This is a genomic window from Sphingosinicella microcystinivorans (assembly GCF_027941835.1).
Classification (GTDB): Bacteria; Pseudomonadota; Alphaproteobacteria; order Sphingomonadales; family Sphingomonadaceae; genus Sphingosinicella.
Genome location: NZ_CP116005.1, coordinates 442,703 through 458,751, shown reverse-complemented (window position 1 = coordinate 458,751; position 16,049 = coordinate 442,703). Strand labels below are relative to the sequence as shown.

Genomic DNA, 16,049 nt, shown 5'->3' with positions numbered 1-16,049 from the left:
CGTGCGATTCGGGTGGCTAAGGGCAGTGCAAACGCCTCTTTCGAAAGCCCTCGCCATGAAGTTCTTCGTCGACACCGCCGACACAAAGGAAATCGCCGACCTCGCCGCCACCGGACTCCTCGACGGCGTGACGACGAACCCGTCGCTGATCCACAAGTCCGGCCGCGGCTTCGTCGAGGTCGTCACGGAAATCTGCAAGATCGTCGAAGGTCCCGTCTCCGCCGAAGTGGTCGCGCTCGATCACGAGACGATGATGAAGGAGGCCGAGGTCCTCCGGAAGATCGCCGACAACATCGCGATCAAGGTGCCGCTCACCATCGACGGCCTCAAGACCTGCAAGGCGCTCACCAGCGACGGCACGATGGTCAACGTCACGCTGTGCTTCTCGGCGAATCAGGCGCTGCTCGCGGCGAAGGCGGGGGCGACCTTCATCTCGCCGTTCGTCGGCCGCCACGACGACAACGGCTTCGACGGGATGCAGCTCATCGGCGACATCCGCCTCATCTACGACAACTACGACTTCGCCACCGAGATCCTCGTCGCCAGCGTCCGCCACCCGATCCACGTGCTCGAATCGGCCAAGATCGGCGCGGACGTGATGACGGCGCCCCCGGCCGTGATCCGCGCGCTCTTCAACCACGTGCTCACCGAAAAGGGCATCGCCGGCTTCCTCGCCGACTGGGAAAAGACCGGCCAGTCGATTCTCTAGGCCGGTCTTTCGGCACGGTTAGCTTCCCTTAACCATGGCGGCCTTAGGCTTGCCGTCATGGCCGTGCTCGATTTCCAGTCCGAAGCCCTGCTTCGCCTGCGCACCCGCGTCGCCGCGCTCGGCGAGGCGAACAGCGACCTGCTCGCCTATGCGCGCGGACACGCGGGCGCCGTGCAGCAGATCCACGCCGCCGCGCTCGCCGCGATGGACGCGCGGGACTTCGAGCACCTGATCCACGTGGTGACGCAGGACTGGGTGGACATATTGCGCATCGACGCCGTCGGCCTCGGCCTGATGACGCGCGGGCAGGGCATCCGCGCCAGCGCCAGCGGCGTGCAGTTCATTGATCCCGAGCAGGTCGAGCTGTGGTGCCACCTGCTTCCCGTGGGGCAGGCGCGCAGCGTCAAGCACGGCTCGCCGGTGTTCGGCCCGGCCGCGCCGCTCATCCGCTCGGAGGCGCTCATCGCCCTGCGGCCGACGCCGCCCGCGCCCACCGGCATCATCGCGCTCGGCGCGCGCGAGCCGCACAATTTCGGCGACTATCACGGCAGCGAGCTTCTCGCCTTCCTCGGCGACGTGGTTTCGCGCATGATCGCGCGGTGGATGCAGATCGAGCCCTAGATTTTCCGGCGCTGAACCAGCCCGCGCACGCCCGCGTCGCGGAATGGCTCGGCCACCTCGAGGCCGCCGAGCGCCGCTCCGCGCACACGCTGCGCGCCTATCAGACGAGCCTCAACGGCTTCGTGCACTTCCTCGGCGGTCATCTCGGCGCAACGGTGAGCGACGCCGCGCTCGCCGCGCTCGGCCTCGCCGACCTCCGCGCCTATCTTGCGCACCGCCGTGCCGACGGTCTCGCCAACGTCTCCGTCGCGCGCGAGGTCGCGGCGCTCAGGAGCTTCTTCCGCTGGGCGCGAAAGCATCGCGGCATCGACTGCAAGGCGATCGCGGGCCTCGCCTCGCCCCGCCTCAGGAAGCGCGTGCCGCGTCCGCTCGCGCCCGCCGACGCGGCCGGCGTCGCCGATACGGCGGCGGACGGCGCGCGCGAGCCGTGGATCGGCGCGCGCGACACGGCGGTGCTGCTGCTGCTCTACGGCTCGGGGCTTCGCATCGCCGAGGCGCTGTCGCTCACCGGCGACGTGCTCCCCATCGGCGCGGCGATCACCGTCACCGGCAAGCGCGGCAAGACGCGCGTCGTGCCGGTGCTGCCGAAGGTGCGCGAGGCGATCGGGGCCTATCTCGCGCTTGCGCCGTTCACGCCCGCGCCCGGCACGCCGCTGTTCCGCGGCGCGAAGGGCGGCCCGCTCTCGGCCGGGATGATCCGCGCCGCGATGCGCGCCGCGCGCGCCGCGCTCGGCCTGCCGCCGTCGGCGACGCCGCACGCGCTCCGCCACAGCTTCGCGACGCATCTGCTGGCGCGCGGCGCGGACCTGCGCTCGATTCAGGAGCTGCTCGGCCACGCCAGCCTGTCCTCGACGCAGGTCTATACGGAGGTCGATGCGGCGCGCCTGCTCGACGTCTACCGGCACGCGCATCCGCGCGCCTGAACCGCCTATTCGTGCGGCTTCCACGTGACGACGCGCCACAGGTAGCCCGCCACGCACACCACGATCACGGCGGTGGAGACCGGCCCGATATAGGCTTCGATCTCGGCATAGTCCTGCCCGAGCCGGTAGCCTGCGACGGCGAGCAGCGTCGTCCACCCCGCGGTGCCGATCGTCGAATAGATGACGAACTGCCGGAAGTTCATCTCCATCAGCCCCGCCGGCACCGACACCAGCGAACGCACCGTCGGCAGCATCCGGCCGAACAGCACGAACGCGGCGCCGTGCTGGTCGAACCAGTTGTGCGCCTTCTCGATGTCGCCGAGGCTCACGGTCAGCCAGCGGCCGAAGCGGCGGATGAGGGGATCGAAGCGGTGGATGCCGATCTGCTTGGCCAGCAGGTACCAGAAGATGTTGCCGAACATCGCGCCCGTGGTGCCCGCGAGGATCGCGCCGATAAGGCTGAACGCGCCCTGCGCCGCTTCCAGCCCCGCGAACGACATGATGATCTCGCTCGGGATCGGCGGAAACACGGTTTCGAGGAACATCAGGAAGGCGATGCCGAGATAGCCGCTCTCGGCGATCAGTTCCCGGACCCATTCGCCCATCATCGGCCGAGCCTCCCGAGGATCGCGTCCCAGATCATGCCCGCCGTGTCGGTGCCGTTGAAACGGTCGATGGCGACGATGCCGGTGGGCGAGGTGACGTTGATCTCGGTGAGGCGCCCGTCGATCACGTCGATGCCGACGAACAGGAGCCCGCGCCGTTTCAGCTCCGGCCCCAGCCGCGCGCAGATTTCCTCCTCGCGCGCCGTCAGCGCGGTCTTCGCGGCGTTGCCGCCGGCGGCGAGGTTGGAGCGGATCTCGCCCGCCTTGGGCAGGCGGTTGATCGCGCCCGCCACGGCACCGTCGACGAGCACGATGCGCTTGTCGCCGTCGCTCACCTTGGGCAGGAAGCGCTGCACCATGAACGGCTCGCGCCACACGTTCGAGAACAGCTCGACAAGCGCGGGGAGGTTGCCGTCGTCCTCGCCGAGCTTGAACACGGCGGCGCCCGCGTTGCCGTGCAGCGGCTTCACGACGATGGCGCCGTGCTTCTGCCGGAACGCCAGCACCTCCTCCAGCCGCCGCGTGATCAGCGTCGGCGGCATCAGGTCGGCGAACTGCGTGACGAACAGCTTCTCGGGCGCGTTGCGCACCTCGCGCGGGTTGTTCACCACCAGCGTCTCGCCGTCCAGCATCTCGAGGAGGTGCGTGGCGGTGATGTAGCCGATGTCGAACGGCGGGTCCTGCCGCATCAGCACGACGTCCACGTCGCTGCCGAGGTCGATGTTGCGCGCTGGCCCAAGCGTGTAGTGGTCGCCCGCGACGGCCCGCACGGAGACGGGCCGCGCGTGCGCGATCACCCGGCCGTCCCGCCACGAAAGCTGGTCGGCGAGATAATGGTAGAGCGTGTAGCCGCGCTCCTCCGCCTTCAGCATCAGTGCGAAGGTCGAATCGCCCCCGATGTTGATGCGCTCGATGGGGTCCATCTGGACGGCGACGGTGAGGCTCATGGGGACGTTCCTTCGATTCGCAGGGCCGTCTAGCAGCTAAGCCCAATCGCCGTCGACCACGCCCTCGATGTGGCGGGGCAGGCGGCCTCTGGAAATGACGAGCGCGTCGATGCGCGCGCCGTCGCAGCCCGCCATGTAGCGGCCGAGCAGCGTGTTGGCGGCGCGCGCCACCCGGCGCAGGCGCGCGGGTTCGAGCGCGGCGGAAGCATCCGTCTCGTCGTCGCGCGCCTTCACTTCCACGAAGGCGAGCGTGCGGCCCCGGCGCGCCACGATGTCGATCTCGCCCGCCGGGGTTCGCACGCGCTCCCCGAGGATGCGGTAGAGCTTCAGCCGCAGCCACAGCGCGGCGATGCGCTCGGCGCGGCGGCCATGCCGTTCGGCGGCCTGCCGCTTCACGCCTCGTCCCGAAGCGCGAGGGCGCGGGCGTAGACCTGCTTGCGGGGCAGGCCGAGCGCGGCGCTCACCTCCGCCACGGCGGATTTCAGCGGCTGCGTTGCCATCGCGGCGGCAAGCGCGGCGTCGAGCGTGCCCGCGTCGGGCGGCGCGGCGGGCTCGGGCGGGCCGACGACGATGACGATCTCGCCCTTGGGCGGCGCGTCCGCATAGCGCGCGGCGAGGCTGCCGAGCGTGCCCGTCGCGGTCTCCTCGAACGCCTTGGTGATCTCGCGCGCCACGGCGGCGGGCCGGTCGCCGAGCCCGTCCCGCAGCGCTTCCAGCGTCCGCGCGAGGCGATTCCCGGATTCGTAGAACACCAGCGTCGCGTCGAGCCCCGCGAACTCCGTGATCGTGTCCGCCGCCGCCTTCGCCTTCGCAGGCAGGAAGCCGGCGAACAGGAACCGGTCGGTCGGCAGCCCGGCGAGCGTCAGCGCCGCGATCGCCGCGCACGGTCCCGGAATCGTCGTCACCGGGATGCCTTCGGCGCGCGCCTCGCGCACCAGCTTGAAGCCGGGATCGGAGATCAGCGGCGTGCCCGCGTCGCTCACCAGCGCAACCGATTCGTTTCGCATACGTTCCAGCAGCCGCGCGCGCACGCGGCCGTCACTATGGTCGTGATAGGGCGCCATCGGGCGGTCGCTGCCGATGCGGGCGAGCAGCTTTGCTGTCACGCGCGTATCTTCAGCGGCGATTAAGGCGGCGGACCTCAGCACGTCGGCGGCGCGCAGCGTGATGTCGCCCAGGTTGCCGATGGGCGTCGCCACGATGTAAAGGCCGGGTTCGAGATCAAGGGGTAAGGGCGTCATGGACATGTCGATCTACAGCATGGAGGGCCGCGGGCGATTCTGGAATCGCTGTTTTGACGGCCTGAGGCGGACATTGCTGCCGCTGGCGGCGCTCGCCGCCGCCGCGTGCGCGCAGACGGTCCAGAAAGCCCCGGAGGTCGAGGCGCCCCCGCCCCCGCCCCCGGTCGTGGAAACGCCGCAGGAAATCCCGCAGAACAAGGTCGCGCTGCTGCTGCCGATGTCGGGCGGCACGGCGCGCGTCGGCCAGTCGCTGGCGAACGCCGCCAACATGGCGCTGCTCGACGTCAGGAACACGAACATCAAGCTCACCGTCTATGATACCGCGCCCGGCGCGGCGGCGGCGGCGCGGCGCGCGGTCGCGGAGGGCAACAAGCTGTTCCTCGGGCCGCTGCTCGCGGCGGACGTCACCGCCGTGCGCGGCGTCGCGAAGGCGGCGGGCATCCCGATCATCTCCTATTCGAACGACGCCGATGTCGCCGGCAGCGGCGTCTATATCCTCGGCTTCCAGCCCGACCAGTCGATCGACCGCGTCGTGCGCTATGCGCGCGCGCAGGGCGTCGAGCGCTTCGGCGCGCTCGTGCCCGTGGGCAACTACGGCCAGCGCGCGTCGGGCGCGCTGCTCCGCGCGGTGCGCGATTCGGGCGGCAAGGTGACGGCGGTCGAAACCTACGAGCGCTCGCGCGCCAAGCTTCAGGCCGCCGTTCGCCGCCTCACCGACTACGAGGCGCGCGTCGCGCGGGCGAGCCAGGGCGGCATCGTCCGCGCCGACGGCACGGTGGCGCCGGTGCAGGACCGGCTCGGCCCGGTGTCCTTCCAGGCGCTGCTGATCGCGGACGGCAGCCAGATCGCCTCCGCTTTCCTCGGCCCGCTCACCCAGTACGGCGCGGGCCCCGGCAAGGTCCGCTACCTCGGCTCCGAGCTCTGGAACGCCGAGCCCGGCATCCGCGCTGTGCAGGGGCTGCATGGCGCATGGTACGCGAGCGTGCCCGATGCGCGCTTCACGCAGCTCGCCTCGCGCTACCGGGCGAAGTTCGGCGGCGCGCCGTCGCGGCTCGCCAGCCTCGGCTACGATTCGGTGCTGCTGGTGAACGCGATCGCGGGCGACTGGCCGATCGGCGCGAACTTCCCGGAGGCGCGCCTGCGCGATCCGGACGGTTTCGCGGGCGTCGACGGCATCTTCCGCTTCGGCGCGTCGGGCATCGCCGACCGCGGCCTCGAGGTCGGGCAGGTGGGCGCCACGGGCACCACCGTCGTCTCGCCCGCCCCGCGCACCTTCGCGAAGCGTCCGGGGGCGTGACGGGAAGATCGTGCGTCCCTCGACTTCGCTCGGGATGATGCAAGTATTTACAGGGTATAAAGGCCCTTCATCCCGAGCGAAGTCGAGGGACGCACAAGCGCCTATGTCAGCAGCCTTGAAACCACCGCGTTGAGCAGCGGCTGCCCTGTGTCGGTCAGCCGCAGCCTCCCGTTCTCGCGCGTCACCAGCCCGAGCCGCGTGGTCTCGGCAAGGCCGGAGGCGCTGACGACGTCGCCCAGCACCACCCCGGTACGCGCCTCGAACACCGCCTCGTCGATGCCCTCCAGCAGCCGCAGCCCCATCATCAGCGCCTCGTCGGCGCGTGTGCGCGCGTCGAGCGGCGTCTCGCTCGCCACAGCCGATTTCAGCCACGTCTCCGGCAGCCGTTCGCGGATCGTCGCCATGCCGCCGCGCCGCCCGTGCGCGCCGGGGCCGACGCCCGCGTAGTCGCCGTAGCGCCAGTAGGCGAGGTTGTGGCGGCTCTCCGCGCCCGGCCGCGCGTGGTTCGAAACCTCGTAGGCGGGAAGCCCCGCCGCCGCCGTCATCGCGCGCGTCGTCTCGAACATGCCGAGCGAGGCGTCCTCCTCGGGCAGCGTCAGCCGCCCGAGCCGCGCGCGCGTCGCGAACGCCGTCCCCGGCTCGATGGTGAGCTGGTAGAGCGACAGGTGCTCGGTCCCGAACGCCAGCGCCCGCGCCAGTTCGCGCTCCCATGCATCCGGCGTCTGCCCCTCGCGCGCATAGATGAGGTCGAAGCTCACGCGCGGGAAATGCGCCTGCGCCACGTCGAGCGCGGCAAGCCCCTCGGCGAGGTCGTGCGCGCGGCCCAGCGCCTTCAGCGCTGCGTCGTCGAGCGCTTGCAGCCCCAGCGACACCCGGTTCACGCCCGCCGCCGCGAAGCCCGCGAAGCGCTCCGCCTCGACGCTCGAAGGGTTCGCCTCCAGCGTGATCTCGGCATTTTCGAAGCCCCACAGCCGATCCGCCGCGTCGATGATCGCGCCGACCGTTTCCGGCGCCATCAGCGAGGGCGTGCCGCCGCCGAAGAACAGGCTCGAAAGCCGCCGCTCCGGCGTTGCCCGCGCCTCGTATTCCATGTCCGCGATCAGCGCCTCCCGCCACGCCGCTTCGTCCACACGCTCGCGCACGTGGCTGTTGAAGTCGCAGTACGGGCACTTGGAGACGCAGAACGGCCAGTGGACGTAAAGCGCCAGCGGTTCCGCTATTTCAGACATGCCTCGACCAGTTGCGCGAACGCCCGCGCGCGGTGGCTCATCGCGTGCTTCGCGTCCGGCTCCATCTCGCCGAAGCTGATGGCGTGCCCTTCGGGGACGAACATCGGGTCGTAGCCGAAGCCCTTGCCGCCGCGCGGCGGCCAGACGAGCGTGCCGTGCACATGGCCTTCGAAGGTCTCGACGTGTCCGTCCGGCCACGCCAGCGACAGCGCGCAGGTGAAGTGCGCGCCGCGGTCGGCGGCGTCGCCGAGCGCCTCGTGCACTTTCCGCATGGCGAGGGCGAAGTCCTTCTCCGGCCCCGCCCAGCGCGCCGACCAGATGCCGGGATCGCCGCCGAGCGCATGGACGCTGAGCCCCGAATCGTCGGCAAGCGCCGGAAGCCCGGAGCCTTGCGCAGCGGCGAGCGCCTTCAGCTCGGCATTGCCGCGGAACGTCGTTTCCGTCTCCTCCGGCTCCGCGAGGCCCGCATCCCCCGCCGACACCGGCTCGACGCCGAACGGCGCGACAAGCGCGCGGATCTCGCGCACCTTGCCGGGGTTGTGGCTGGCGACGATCAGCCGGCCGGGAAGGAGTTTCCGCGCCACGGCCCTAGCGTCCGGTCGCCTTCGCCTGCGCCGCGTAGATCTTGCCGCAGCCGATGCGCGCGAGGCGCAGCATCCGGAGCAGCGTCTCCTCGTCGAACGGGTCGCGCTCGGCGGTGCCCTGCACCTCGACGATGCCGCCCTTGTCGGTCATCACGAAATTGGCGTCGGTTTCGGCGGCGGAATCCTCCGGGTAGTCGAGGTCGAGCACCGCCGCGCCCTCGTAGACGCCGCAGCTGATCGCCGCGACCTGCGCGCGGATCGGGTCCGCCGTCAGCAGCCCGTCGGCGATCAGCTTGTCGATCGCGATCCTGAGCGCCACCCATGCGCCGGAGATGGCGGCGGTGCGCGTGCCGCCGTCCGCCTGCAGCACGTCGCAGTCGATGGTGATCTGCCGCTCGCCGAGCGCCTTCAGGTCGACGACCGTGCGCAGCGAGCGGCCGATCAGCCGCTGGATTTCCTGCGTGCGGCCGGACTGCTTGCCCTTCGCCGCCTCGCGCGAGCCGCGGGTGTGCGTGGCGCGCGGCAGCATCCCGTATTCCGCCGTCACCCAGCCTTCGCCCTTGCCGCGCAGGAACGGCGGCACGCGCTCCTCGACGCTCGCCGTCACCAGCACGTGCGTGTCGCCGAACTTGACGAGGCACGAGCCCTCGGCGTGGCGCGAAACGCCGGGGGTCATCTCGATGGTGCGCATCTCGTCGGGCGCGCGGCCGGAGGGTCGCATGAAAACTCCTGTGCGGGGGAACGTGTCTGCCGCGCCGTGTACCGGCTCGCGCCGACGGGGTCCAGATGACTTGAGAGGGGCGGGGCTCCACCCTACATTCCCCCGCGATGACGAGCGGCCCGACCATATCAGAGCTTTCCGATCGCGCGCGCGCCGTGTTCCGGCAGGTGGTCGAGGAATATATCGACTCCGGCGCCCCGGTCGGCTCGAAGACGCTCGCGGGCCGGCCGGACAGCCTCGGCCTGTCGTCCGCCTCGATCCGCAGCGTGCTGCACGATCTGGAGCGCGTCGGCCTGCTCGGCAGCCCGCACACGTCCGCCGGTCGCGTGCCCACCGATTTCGGCCTGCGGCTGTTCGTCGACGGCATGATGCAGGCGAGCGAGGCGGGCGCCGAGGAGCGCGCCGCTATCGAGGCGGGCCTCAGCGCGCCCGACCGTGCCGTGGAGGACGTGCTGTCGCGCGCGACCGCGGTGCTCTCCGGGCTCTCGTCGTGTGCGGCGGTGGTCATGGTGCCGCGCACCGAGCGCGTGCTGCGGCAGGCGAGCTTCACGGCGCTGTCGCCGACGCGCGTCCTCGCCATCCTCGTCGCCGACGACGGCACGGTCGAGAACCGCATCGTCGATCTGGAATATCCCGTGTCCCCGGCCGCGCTCGTCGAGGCGGGCAACTATCTGACCGCGCGCCTTGCCGGTTCCACGCTCGCCGACGCCGCCGCGCGGCTCCAGCGCGAGATCGAGACCGAGCGTGCCCTCATCGACGCGGCGACGCGCGACCTCATCGCGCGCGGCATCGCCAGCTGGTCGGCGGACGACGCCGACCGCGCGGTGCTCATCGTGCGCGGCCAGTCGCACCTCCTCGACGACGCGGCGGAGGCCGACCTCCAGCGCGTGCGCTCGCTGCTCGCCGATCTCGACGACAAGGTCGAGATGCTGCGCGTCCTCGACGATGCGCGCGAGGCGCGGGCGATGAAAATCTTCATCGGTTCGGAAAACAAGCTCTTCTCCCTCTCCGGCTCATCGGTTATCGCCGCGCCCTACAGTGGCGGCGCGGAAGGGAGGATCGTCGGTGTCGTGGGCGTCATCGGCCCCACGCGCCTGAATTATGCGCGCATCGTACCCATGGTGGACTATACCGCCCGAACACTCAGCAGGCTGATAGGATGATTGAAGACAACGAAAAGCTGACCCCCGAGGAGATCGCCGCCGCCGAACAGCCGGTGGAGACGCCGGAGGCCGATCCGCTCGCCGAGAAGGATGCCGAGATCGCCGAGCTCAAGGACCGTCTGCTGCGCGCCGTCGCCGAATCGGAGAACGTGCGCCGCCGCCTCGAACGCGAGAAGGCGGACGCGGTCGCCTACGCCGTCACCGGCTTCGCGCGCGACCTGCTCGGCGTCGCCGACAATTTGCGCCGCGCGCTCGAGGCCGCCGCGAAGGACGGCACCGTGCAGGGTCCGCTGCTCTCGGGCGTCGAGATCACCGAGAAGGAGCTTCTGAAGGTCTTCGAGAAGCACGGCATCGCCCGCATCGAAAGCGTCGGCCAGAAGCTCGATCCCAATCGCCATCAGGCGATGCTGGAGGTGGCGCAGGACGGCGCCGAGGCCGGCACCATCGTCGCCGAGTTGCAGACGGGCTACGTCCTCAAGGACCGCCTGCTGCGCCCGGCGATGGTCAGCGTCGCGAAGGCGGGCTGAGCGTGGCGGCGCCCGATCCCATCTGCGGCGTGTGGCAGCTCGACCAGTGGGTCGAGTTCCGCGACGGCGACCCCTACGTGCTCGATGCGGCCGGGCGCCTCTTCTACCACCCGGAGGGCCACGTGAGCGCGATCCTCACGCGGCAGACGGACAGCGGGCCTCAGGTCATCGCCTACGCCGGCCGCTGGCGGCGCGAGGGCGACGACATCCACCACGCCGTCGAGCACGCCACCGTCGCGCGCTGGGTCGGCACCACGCTCACCCGCCGCGTCGTGGAGTTCGACTCCGCCGGCGAAGGCCGACTGCTGCTCCGCACGCCCCCCGAAACCAGCCGCTCGGGCGCCGAGTTCTTCCACGATCTGATCTGGGTGCGGGCGGTTTAACGCGGCAGGCCGCTTCCCGTGTTTCCTTACACAATCTCCCTTCCGCCGACTCCCGCCCGGAACGGCAGCAGCGCATCGTATGTCGCGAGCGGCGGGGTGCCGGGCACGTCGCCGCCCATGCGTTTCACATAGGCGTCGCGCACGATCTCGGCCTGCTGCTCCAGCCCGTAATCGGGGAAGCCGAGGCCCGGCTTCAACGGCAAATAGTCGTAGCGTGCCAGCGGCCCGCGTCTCAGGATCAGATTCACGCCCTGCTGGTGCTGCCACACGTGCGTCAGCTCGTGGACGACGAGGCCCTGCAGGAACAGCGAGGCGCGGCTGAAATCCTCGCGCCACGAGGCGTTGTTGGGGTGGAACCAGATGTGCCCGTCGGGCGCCATCACCACCCACGCCGGTTGCAGCCACCACCATTTCGCCCGCCGGAGCGTGACGCGCGCGAGGTCGATCGCGTCGCCGAAGGCGCGGCGCGCCATCGCCTGCTCGCCGTCGGTCAGCGGCCTAATGATGGGCGTGCTCTCCGGCCTTCATCTCCGGCGCCGTCGCGCTCATCGCGTGCGCGGAGACGGCGACGCGTCCGGCCTTCTCGAACACGAAGGTCAGCGCCACGCGCGAATCGGGCTTGGTGTCCGGCAGGCCGAACGCCATCACGTGCGTGCCGCCCGGCTTCATCTCGACCTTCTGGCCGGCATTCACCGGCAGCCCGGCGAGCGGGGTCATCCGCATCACGCCGTTCTCGGCCTTCGTCGCGTGCAGCGCGAAGCGCGCCGGCTTCGGGCCTTCCACGGCGATCAGCCGGTCCGCCGCCGCGCCGCCCGTGATCGTCGCATACACCGCCGCCGGACGCCCGGCGACGACGGGCAGGCGCAGCCATGCGTTGCTCACGGCGGGGCTTGCGGCGGGGCTTGCCGCCGGACTCGGGGCGGCCGGGTTCGGCGGTGCGGCGAGCGCGCTGCCGCCGATCGCTGCCGCCGCGAGCAGCAGCAGGGCCGTCACACACGCCGCAATTCCAAGGTTTCTGTCGATACGCGTCACGGTCTTCAATCCTTCGCCAGAGACATCCACGCTCCGCTTGGACGCTTCATGCCACACCCGGGGGGCTCCGCGCCATGCGGCAGCGCGTCCTCATCGCCCGCGCAAATCGCATCCGGCGCGGCCGCGCGCTCTTGTATGGCGCTGGCGCTGTTCCTACATCGCCCGCGTGGGCCGGAACCGCTGCGGCAAATTTGCGCGGCGGCACGGTCAATCGTTTGTTCCTGCTTGGATTTTGAAAGAGGAAGCACGGGAGATATGGGCAAGGTAATCGGTATCGACCTTGGCACGACCAACAGCTGCGTCGCCGTGATGGAAGGCAGCAAGCCCAAGGTGATCGAGAATGCGGAAGGCGCGCGCACGACGCCGTCGATGGTCGCCTTCACGAAGGACGGCGAGCGCCTCGTCGGCCAGCCGGCGAAGCGCCAGGCGGTGACGAACCCGGACAACACGGTGTTCGCCGTGAAGCGCCTGATCGGCCGCCGTTTCGACGATCCCGTCACCAAGAAGGACATCGCGCTCGTCCCCTATCACATCGTGAAGGGCGGCAACGGCGACGCGTGGGTGAAGGCCGGCGGCGAGGACTACAGCCCGTCGCAGATCTCCGCGTTCATCCTCCAGAAGATGAAGGAAACCGCGGAAAGCTACCTCGGCGAGACGGTCACGCAGGCCGTCATCACCGTGCCCGCCTACTTCAACGACGCCCAGCGGCAGGCCACCAAGGACGCCGGCAAGATCGCCGGCCTCGAGGTGCTGCGCATCATCAACGAGCCGACCGCGGCGGCGCTCGCCTACGGGCTCGAGAAGAACGACGGCAAGACCATCGCGGTCTACGACCTCGGCGGCGGCACCTTCGACGTCTCGATCCTCGAGATCGGCGACGGCGTGTTCGAGGTGAAGTCGACGAACGGCGACACCTTCCTCGGCGGCGAGGACTTCGACGCCAAGATCGTCGATTCGCTCGCCGACGGCTTCAAGAAGGACGAGGGCATCGACCTTCGCTCCGACCGCCTCGCGCTCCAGCGCCTCAAGGAAGCCGCCGAGAAGGCGAAGATCGAGCTGTCGTCGGCGCAGTCGACGGAGGTGAACCTGCCGTTCATCACCGCCGACCAGACCGGCCCCAAGCACCTCGTGAAGACGATCACCCGCGCCGACCTCGAAAAGCTGGTCGGCGAACTCGTCGCCCGCACGCTTGAGCCGTGCCGCAAGGCGCTGAAGGACGCCGGGCTCGACAAGGACAAGATCGACGAGGTCGTGCTCGTCGGCGGCATGACCCGTATGCCGCTCGTCCGCGAGGAGGTGAAGAAGTTCTTCGGCAAGGAGCCGCACACGGGCGTCAACCCCGATGAGGTCGTCGCGATGGGCGCCGCCATTCAGGCGGGCGTGCTGCAGGGTGACGTCAAGGACGTGCTGCTGCTCGACGTGACGCCGCTGTCGCTCGGCATCGAGACGCTGGGCGGCGTGTTCACGCGCATGATCGACCGCAACACGACGATCCCGACCAAGAAGAGCCAGGTCTACTCGACCGCCGAGGACAATCAGGGCGCGGTGACGATCCGCGTCTTCCAGGGCGAGCGCGAGATGGCGGCGGACAACAAGCTGCTCGGCCAGTTCGATCTCGTCGGCATCCCGCCCGCGCCGCGCGGCGTGCCGCAGATCGAGGTGACGTTCGACATCGACGCGAACGGCATCGTCAACGTCTCGGCGAAGGACAAGGGCACCGGCAAGGAGCAGCAGATCCGCATCCAGGCGTCGGGCGGCCTTTCGGACAATGACATCGAGCAGATGGTGAAGGACGCCGAGAAGTTCGCCGACGAGGACAAGAAGCGCCGCGCGAAGGCGGAGGCCCGCAATCAGGCGGACAGCCTCGTCCACTCGACGGAGAAGCAGCTTGCCGAGCACGGCGACAAGGTCGACGCCTCGACGAAGCGCGAGATCGAGACGGCGGTCGCCGCGCTGAAGTCGGTGCTCGACGGCGACGATGTCGACGACATCAACGCCAAGACGCAGGCGCTCGCGCAGGAAGCGATGAAGCTCGGCGAGGCGATCTACAAGGCGGAAGCCGCCGCGGCGTCCGGCGAGGGCGCCGAGGCTTCGCCGTCCCCGTCTTCGGACGAGGACGTGGTCGACGCCGAGTTCTCGGAAGTCGACGAAGACAAGAAGGCGTAAGATCGGTGGCGGCCGCCGTCTTCCGGGGTGGCGGCCGCGTGCCAGCGGGGGCAGGCCGGGCGTATGGTTGAAGCCGATTACTACGAACTCCTCGGTGTCGAGCGCGGCGCGGACGGCGCGGCGATCAAGTCCGCCTACCGGCGGCTCGCCATGCAGTACCACCCCGACAAGAACGGCGGCTGCACGGACGCAGAGGCGAAGTTCAAGGCGATCAACGAAGCCTATGACTGCCTGAAGGACGACCAGAAGCGCGCCGCCTACGACCGCTACGGCAAGGCGGCGTTCCAGAACGGCGGGCCGGGCAACGGCGCGGGCGGCGCCGGGTTCGGCGATTTCGCCGATATTTTCGAGGGCATCTTCGGCGAGTTCATGGGCGGCGGCCGCCAGCGGCAGCGCAGCAGCGCCATGCGCGGCGCGGACCTGCGCTACGACCTCCGCCTCAGCCTCGAGGAAGCCTTCGCGGGCAACACCCGCACCATCGAGATCGACGTCGCCACCGCCTGCGAGCCGTGCGGCGGCTCGGGCGCGGCGCCGGGCGCCACCGCCAACACCTGCGGCACTTGCGGCGGCCACGGCAAGGTCCGCGTGCAGCAGGGCATGTTCCTGATGGAGCGCACCTGCCCGAACTGCCACGGCGCGGGCCGCGTCATCTCCGATCCCTGCAAGGACTGTCACGGCGCGGGCCGCGTCGACAAGCACAAGTCGCTCGACGTGCGCATCCCGGCGGGCGTCGACGACGGCACGCGCATCCGCCTGTCGGGCGAGGGCGAGGCGGGCGCGCGCGGCGGGCCGCCGGGCGACCTCTACATCTTCGTGCATCTCGATCCGCACGACATCTTCGAGCGCAGCGGCACCGATCTCTACGTGAAGGTGCCCGTGCCGATGACGCTTGCCGCGCTCGGCGGCACGATCGAGGTGCCCTCGATCGACCGCGAGGCGGTCGAGCTCAAGATCCCCGCGGGCACGCAGAGCGGCCGGCAGTTCTCGCGGCGCGGGCACGGAATGCCGCCGCTGAACGGCGGCGGGCGCGGCGACCTCATCGTCGAGGTGGACGTCGAGACGCCGACGCGGCTTTCCAAGCGCCAGCGCGAGCTTCTGGAAGAGTTTCAGGCGCTGGAGCCGGAGGCCGGAAGCTGTCCGGAAAGTCAGGGGTTCTTCGCGAAGATTCGTGCCAAGTGGGATGAGCTGACCGAGTAGAAGCGCGAAAAGGGGAGGGGCCGCATGATCAGGGTTTACGGGGCGACGCTGTCGCCGTTCGTCCGCAAGGTCGTCGTGGCGCTCGCCGAGAAGGGGCTGGACTACGAGCTGGTTCCGGTCTCGCTCCAGTCGCGCAATCCCGATTTCCTTTCCATCTCGCCGTTCGGCAAGATGCCGGCCTTTCGCGACGGCGATTTCGCCCTCTCCGATTCCTCCGCCATCATCCACTACCTCGACGCCAAGTATCCCGAGCGCCGCCTCATTCCGCAAACGCCCGAGGATCTCGGCCGCGCGGTCTGGTTCGACGAGTTCGGCGACACCATCGTGGCGCTCTCGGGCGGCAAGGTGTTCTTCAACCGCGTCGTCGCGCCGCGCTTCCTGAAGCAGGCGGGTAGCGAGGAAACCGTGCAGCAGGGCATCGCCGAGCTGCCGCGCCTGTTCGACTATCTCGAAGGCGTGGTGCCGGAGCCCGGCGGCTTCCTCGTCGGCGGCGCGCTCAGCCTTGCCGACATCGCCGTCGCCAGCCCGTTCGTGAACCTCTCGCACTGCGCGGTCGACGTCGACTGCGCGAAGCACCCGCGGCTCGGCGCGTGGCTGCCGACCATCCTGTCGCGCCCGTCCTTCGCGGGGCCGATCGCCGCCGAAAAGGCAATGCTCGCCGCCTAGATTCGCGGCCTGGACGCGCGGCCTAGACAGCGCGCCCG

At 70.1% G+C, this 16,049-nt stretch carries 19 protein-coding genes; 10 read left to right on the top strand and 9 right to left on the bottom strand.

The genetic code is table 11. The features are described from left to right. Positions 1-55: 55 nt before the first annotated feature. From fsa to PE061_RS02075, 3 genes are read left to right on the top strand one after another with little or no spacing between them, the layout of a single operon-like run. Positions 56-709, top strand: a complete 654-nt coding sequence (fsa, locus tag PE061_RS02085; protein WP_271257572.1) for a fructose-6-phosphate aldolase — start codon at positions 56-58, stop codon at positions 707-709. Between the two features lie 57 nt (positions 710-766). Then, complete coding sequence (locus PE061_RS02080; RefSeq protein WP_271257571.1) at positions 767-1,330, top strand: DUF484 family protein; 564 nt, start codon at positions 767-769, stop codon at positions 1,328-1,330. Between the two features lie 11 nt (positions 1,331-1,341). Continuing rightward, entirely contained in the window at positions 1,342-2,253 is a 912-nt protein-coding gene (locus PE061_RS02075; RefSeq protein ID WP_271259109.1) for a tyrosine recombinase XerC, read from the top strand. A 5-nt stretch (positions 2,254-2,258) separates the two neighbouring features. Here the strand turns inward: PE061_RS02075 and PE061_RS02070 are convergent, their stop codons facing one another. From PE061_RS02070 to rsmI, 4 genes are read right to left on the bottom strand one after another with little or no spacing between them, the layout of a single operon-like run. After that, positions 2,259-2,861: a DedA family protein gene (locus PE061_RS02070; RefSeq protein WP_271257570.1), complete on the bottom strand. Its 603-nt coding sequence runs from the start codon at positions 2,859-2,861 to the stop codon at positions 2,259-2,261. Then, positions 2,858-3,805: a glutathione synthase gene (gene gshB, locus PE061_RS02065; protein WP_271257569.1), complete on the bottom strand. Its 948-nt coding sequence runs from the start codon at positions 3,803-3,805 to the stop codon at positions 2,858-2,860. Before gshB ends, PE061_RS02070 begins: the two co-directional genes overlap by 4 nt. Before the next feature lie 36 nt (positions 3,806-3,841). Then, positions 3,842-4,201 carry a YraN family protein gene (locus tag PE061_RS02060; RefSeq protein ID WP_271257568.1) on the bottom strand — a complete coding sequence of 120 codons (360 nt, stop codon included), beginning with the start codon at positions 4,199-4,201 and terminating at the stop codon, positions 3,842-3,844. Continuing rightward, positions 4,198-5,052: a 16S rRNA (cytidine(1402)-2'-O)-methyltransferase gene (gene rsmI / locus PE061_RS02055; protein ID WP_420794361.1), complete on the bottom strand. Its 855-nt coding sequence runs from the start codon at positions 5,050-5,052 to the stop codon at positions 4,198-4,200. Before rsmI ends, PE061_RS02060 begins: the two co-directional genes overlap by 4 nt. Here rsmI and PE061_RS02050 point away from each other — a divergent pair. Beyond that, the gene (locus PE061_RS02050; RefSeq protein WP_271257566.1) at positions 5,045-6,343 is read left to right on the top strand and encodes a penicillin-binding protein activator; all 1,299 of its coding nucleotides are present in this window, start codon (positions 5,045-5,047) and stop codon (positions 6,341-6,343) included. The genes rsmI and PE061_RS02050 overlap by 8 nt on opposite strands. 101 nt (positions 6,344-6,444) lie before the next feature. On the opposite strand, the gene hemW is transcribed toward PE061_RS02050, so the two are convergent. The 3 genes from hemW to rph are packed head-to-tail and all read right to left on the bottom strand — an operon-like array spanning position 6,445 to position 8,877. After that, positions 6,445-7,572 (bottom strand): radical SAM family heme chaperone HemW, encoded by a 1,128-nt coding sequence (gene hemW, locus PE061_RS02045; RefSeq protein WP_271257565.1) that lies wholly within the window; start codon positions 7,570-7,572, stop codon positions 6,445-6,447. After that, positions 7,560-8,156, bottom strand: coding sequence for an RdgB/HAM1 family non-canonical purine NTP pyrophosphatase (gene rdgB / locus PE061_RS02040; protein ID WP_271257564.1), 597 nt, complete (start codon positions 8,154-8,156; stop codon positions 7,560-7,562). The genes hemW and rdgB overlap by 13 nt, the downstream gene beginning before the upstream one ends. A gap of 4 nt (positions 8,157-8,160) precedes the next feature. Beyond that, positions 8,161-8,877 (bottom strand): ribonuclease PH, encoded by a 717-nt coding sequence (rph, locus tag PE061_RS02035; RefSeq protein ID WP_271257563.1) that lies wholly within the window; start codon positions 8,875-8,877, stop codon positions 8,161-8,163. Between the two features lie 107 nt (positions 8,878-8,984). Between rph and hrcA the strand changes: the two genes are divergently transcribed. Genes hrcA through PE061_RS02020 form a run of 3 tightly spaced genes read left to right on the top strand, consistent with a single transcriptional unit; the run spans position 8,985 to position 10,950 of the window. Next, the gene (gene hrcA / locus PE061_RS02030; RefSeq protein WP_271257562.1) at positions 8,985-10,040 is read left to right on the top strand and encodes a heat-inducible transcriptional repressor HrcA; all 1,056 of its coding nucleotides are present in this window, start codon (positions 8,985-8,987) and stop codon (positions 10,038-10,040) included. Continuing rightward, positions 10,037-10,567, top strand: coding sequence for a nucleotide exchange factor GrpE (gene grpE / locus PE061_RS02025; RefSeq protein WP_271257561.1), 531 nt, complete (start codon positions 10,037-10,039; stop codon positions 10,565-10,567). Before hrcA ends, grpE begins: the two co-directional genes overlap by 4 nt. Positions 10,568-10,569: 2 nt before the next feature. Then, complete coding sequence (locus PE061_RS02020) at positions 10,570-10,950, top strand: lipocalin-like domain-containing protein (protein ID WP_271257560.1); 381 nt, start codon at positions 10,570-10,572, stop codon at positions 10,948-10,950. Positions 10,951-10,976: 26 nt separating this feature from the next. On the opposite strand, the gene PE061_RS02015 is transcribed toward PE061_RS02020, so the two are convergent. Both PE061_RS02015 and PE061_RS02010 read right to left on the bottom strand, forming a co-directional pair. Then, entirely contained in the window at positions 10,977-11,423 is a 447-nt protein-coding gene (locus PE061_RS02015) for a vgr related protein (protein ID WP_271257559.1), read from the bottom strand. Between the two features lie 25 nt (positions 11,424-11,448). After that, positions 11,449-11,943, bottom strand: coding sequence for a copper chaperone PCu(A)C (locus tag PE061_RS02010; protein ID WP_271257558.1), 495 nt, complete (start codon positions 11,941-11,943; stop codon positions 11,449-11,451). Positions 11,944-12,237: 294 nt separating this feature from the next. Between PE061_RS02010 and dnaK the strand changes: the two genes are divergently transcribed. From dnaK to PE061_RS01995, 3 genes are all read left to right on the top strand, one after another. Continuing rightward, positions 12,238-14,148, top strand: coding sequence for a molecular chaperone DnaK (gene dnaK, locus PE061_RS02005; RefSeq protein ID WP_271257557.1), 1,911 nt, complete (start codon positions 12,238-12,240; stop codon positions 14,146-14,148). A 63-nt stretch (positions 14,149-14,211) separates the two neighbouring features. Continuing rightward, entirely contained in the window at positions 14,212-15,345 is a 1,134-nt protein-coding gene (gene dnaJ, locus PE061_RS02000; RefSeq protein WP_271257556.1) for a molecular chaperone DnaJ, read from the top strand. Positions 15,346-15,369: 24 nt separating this feature from the next. Beyond that, a complete protein-coding gene (locus tag PE061_RS01995; RefSeq protein WP_271257555.1) occupies positions 15,370-16,011 on the top strand; it encodes a glutathione S-transferase family protein in 642 nt (213 codons plus the stop codon). Positions 16,012-16,049 lie beyond the last annotated feature (38 nt).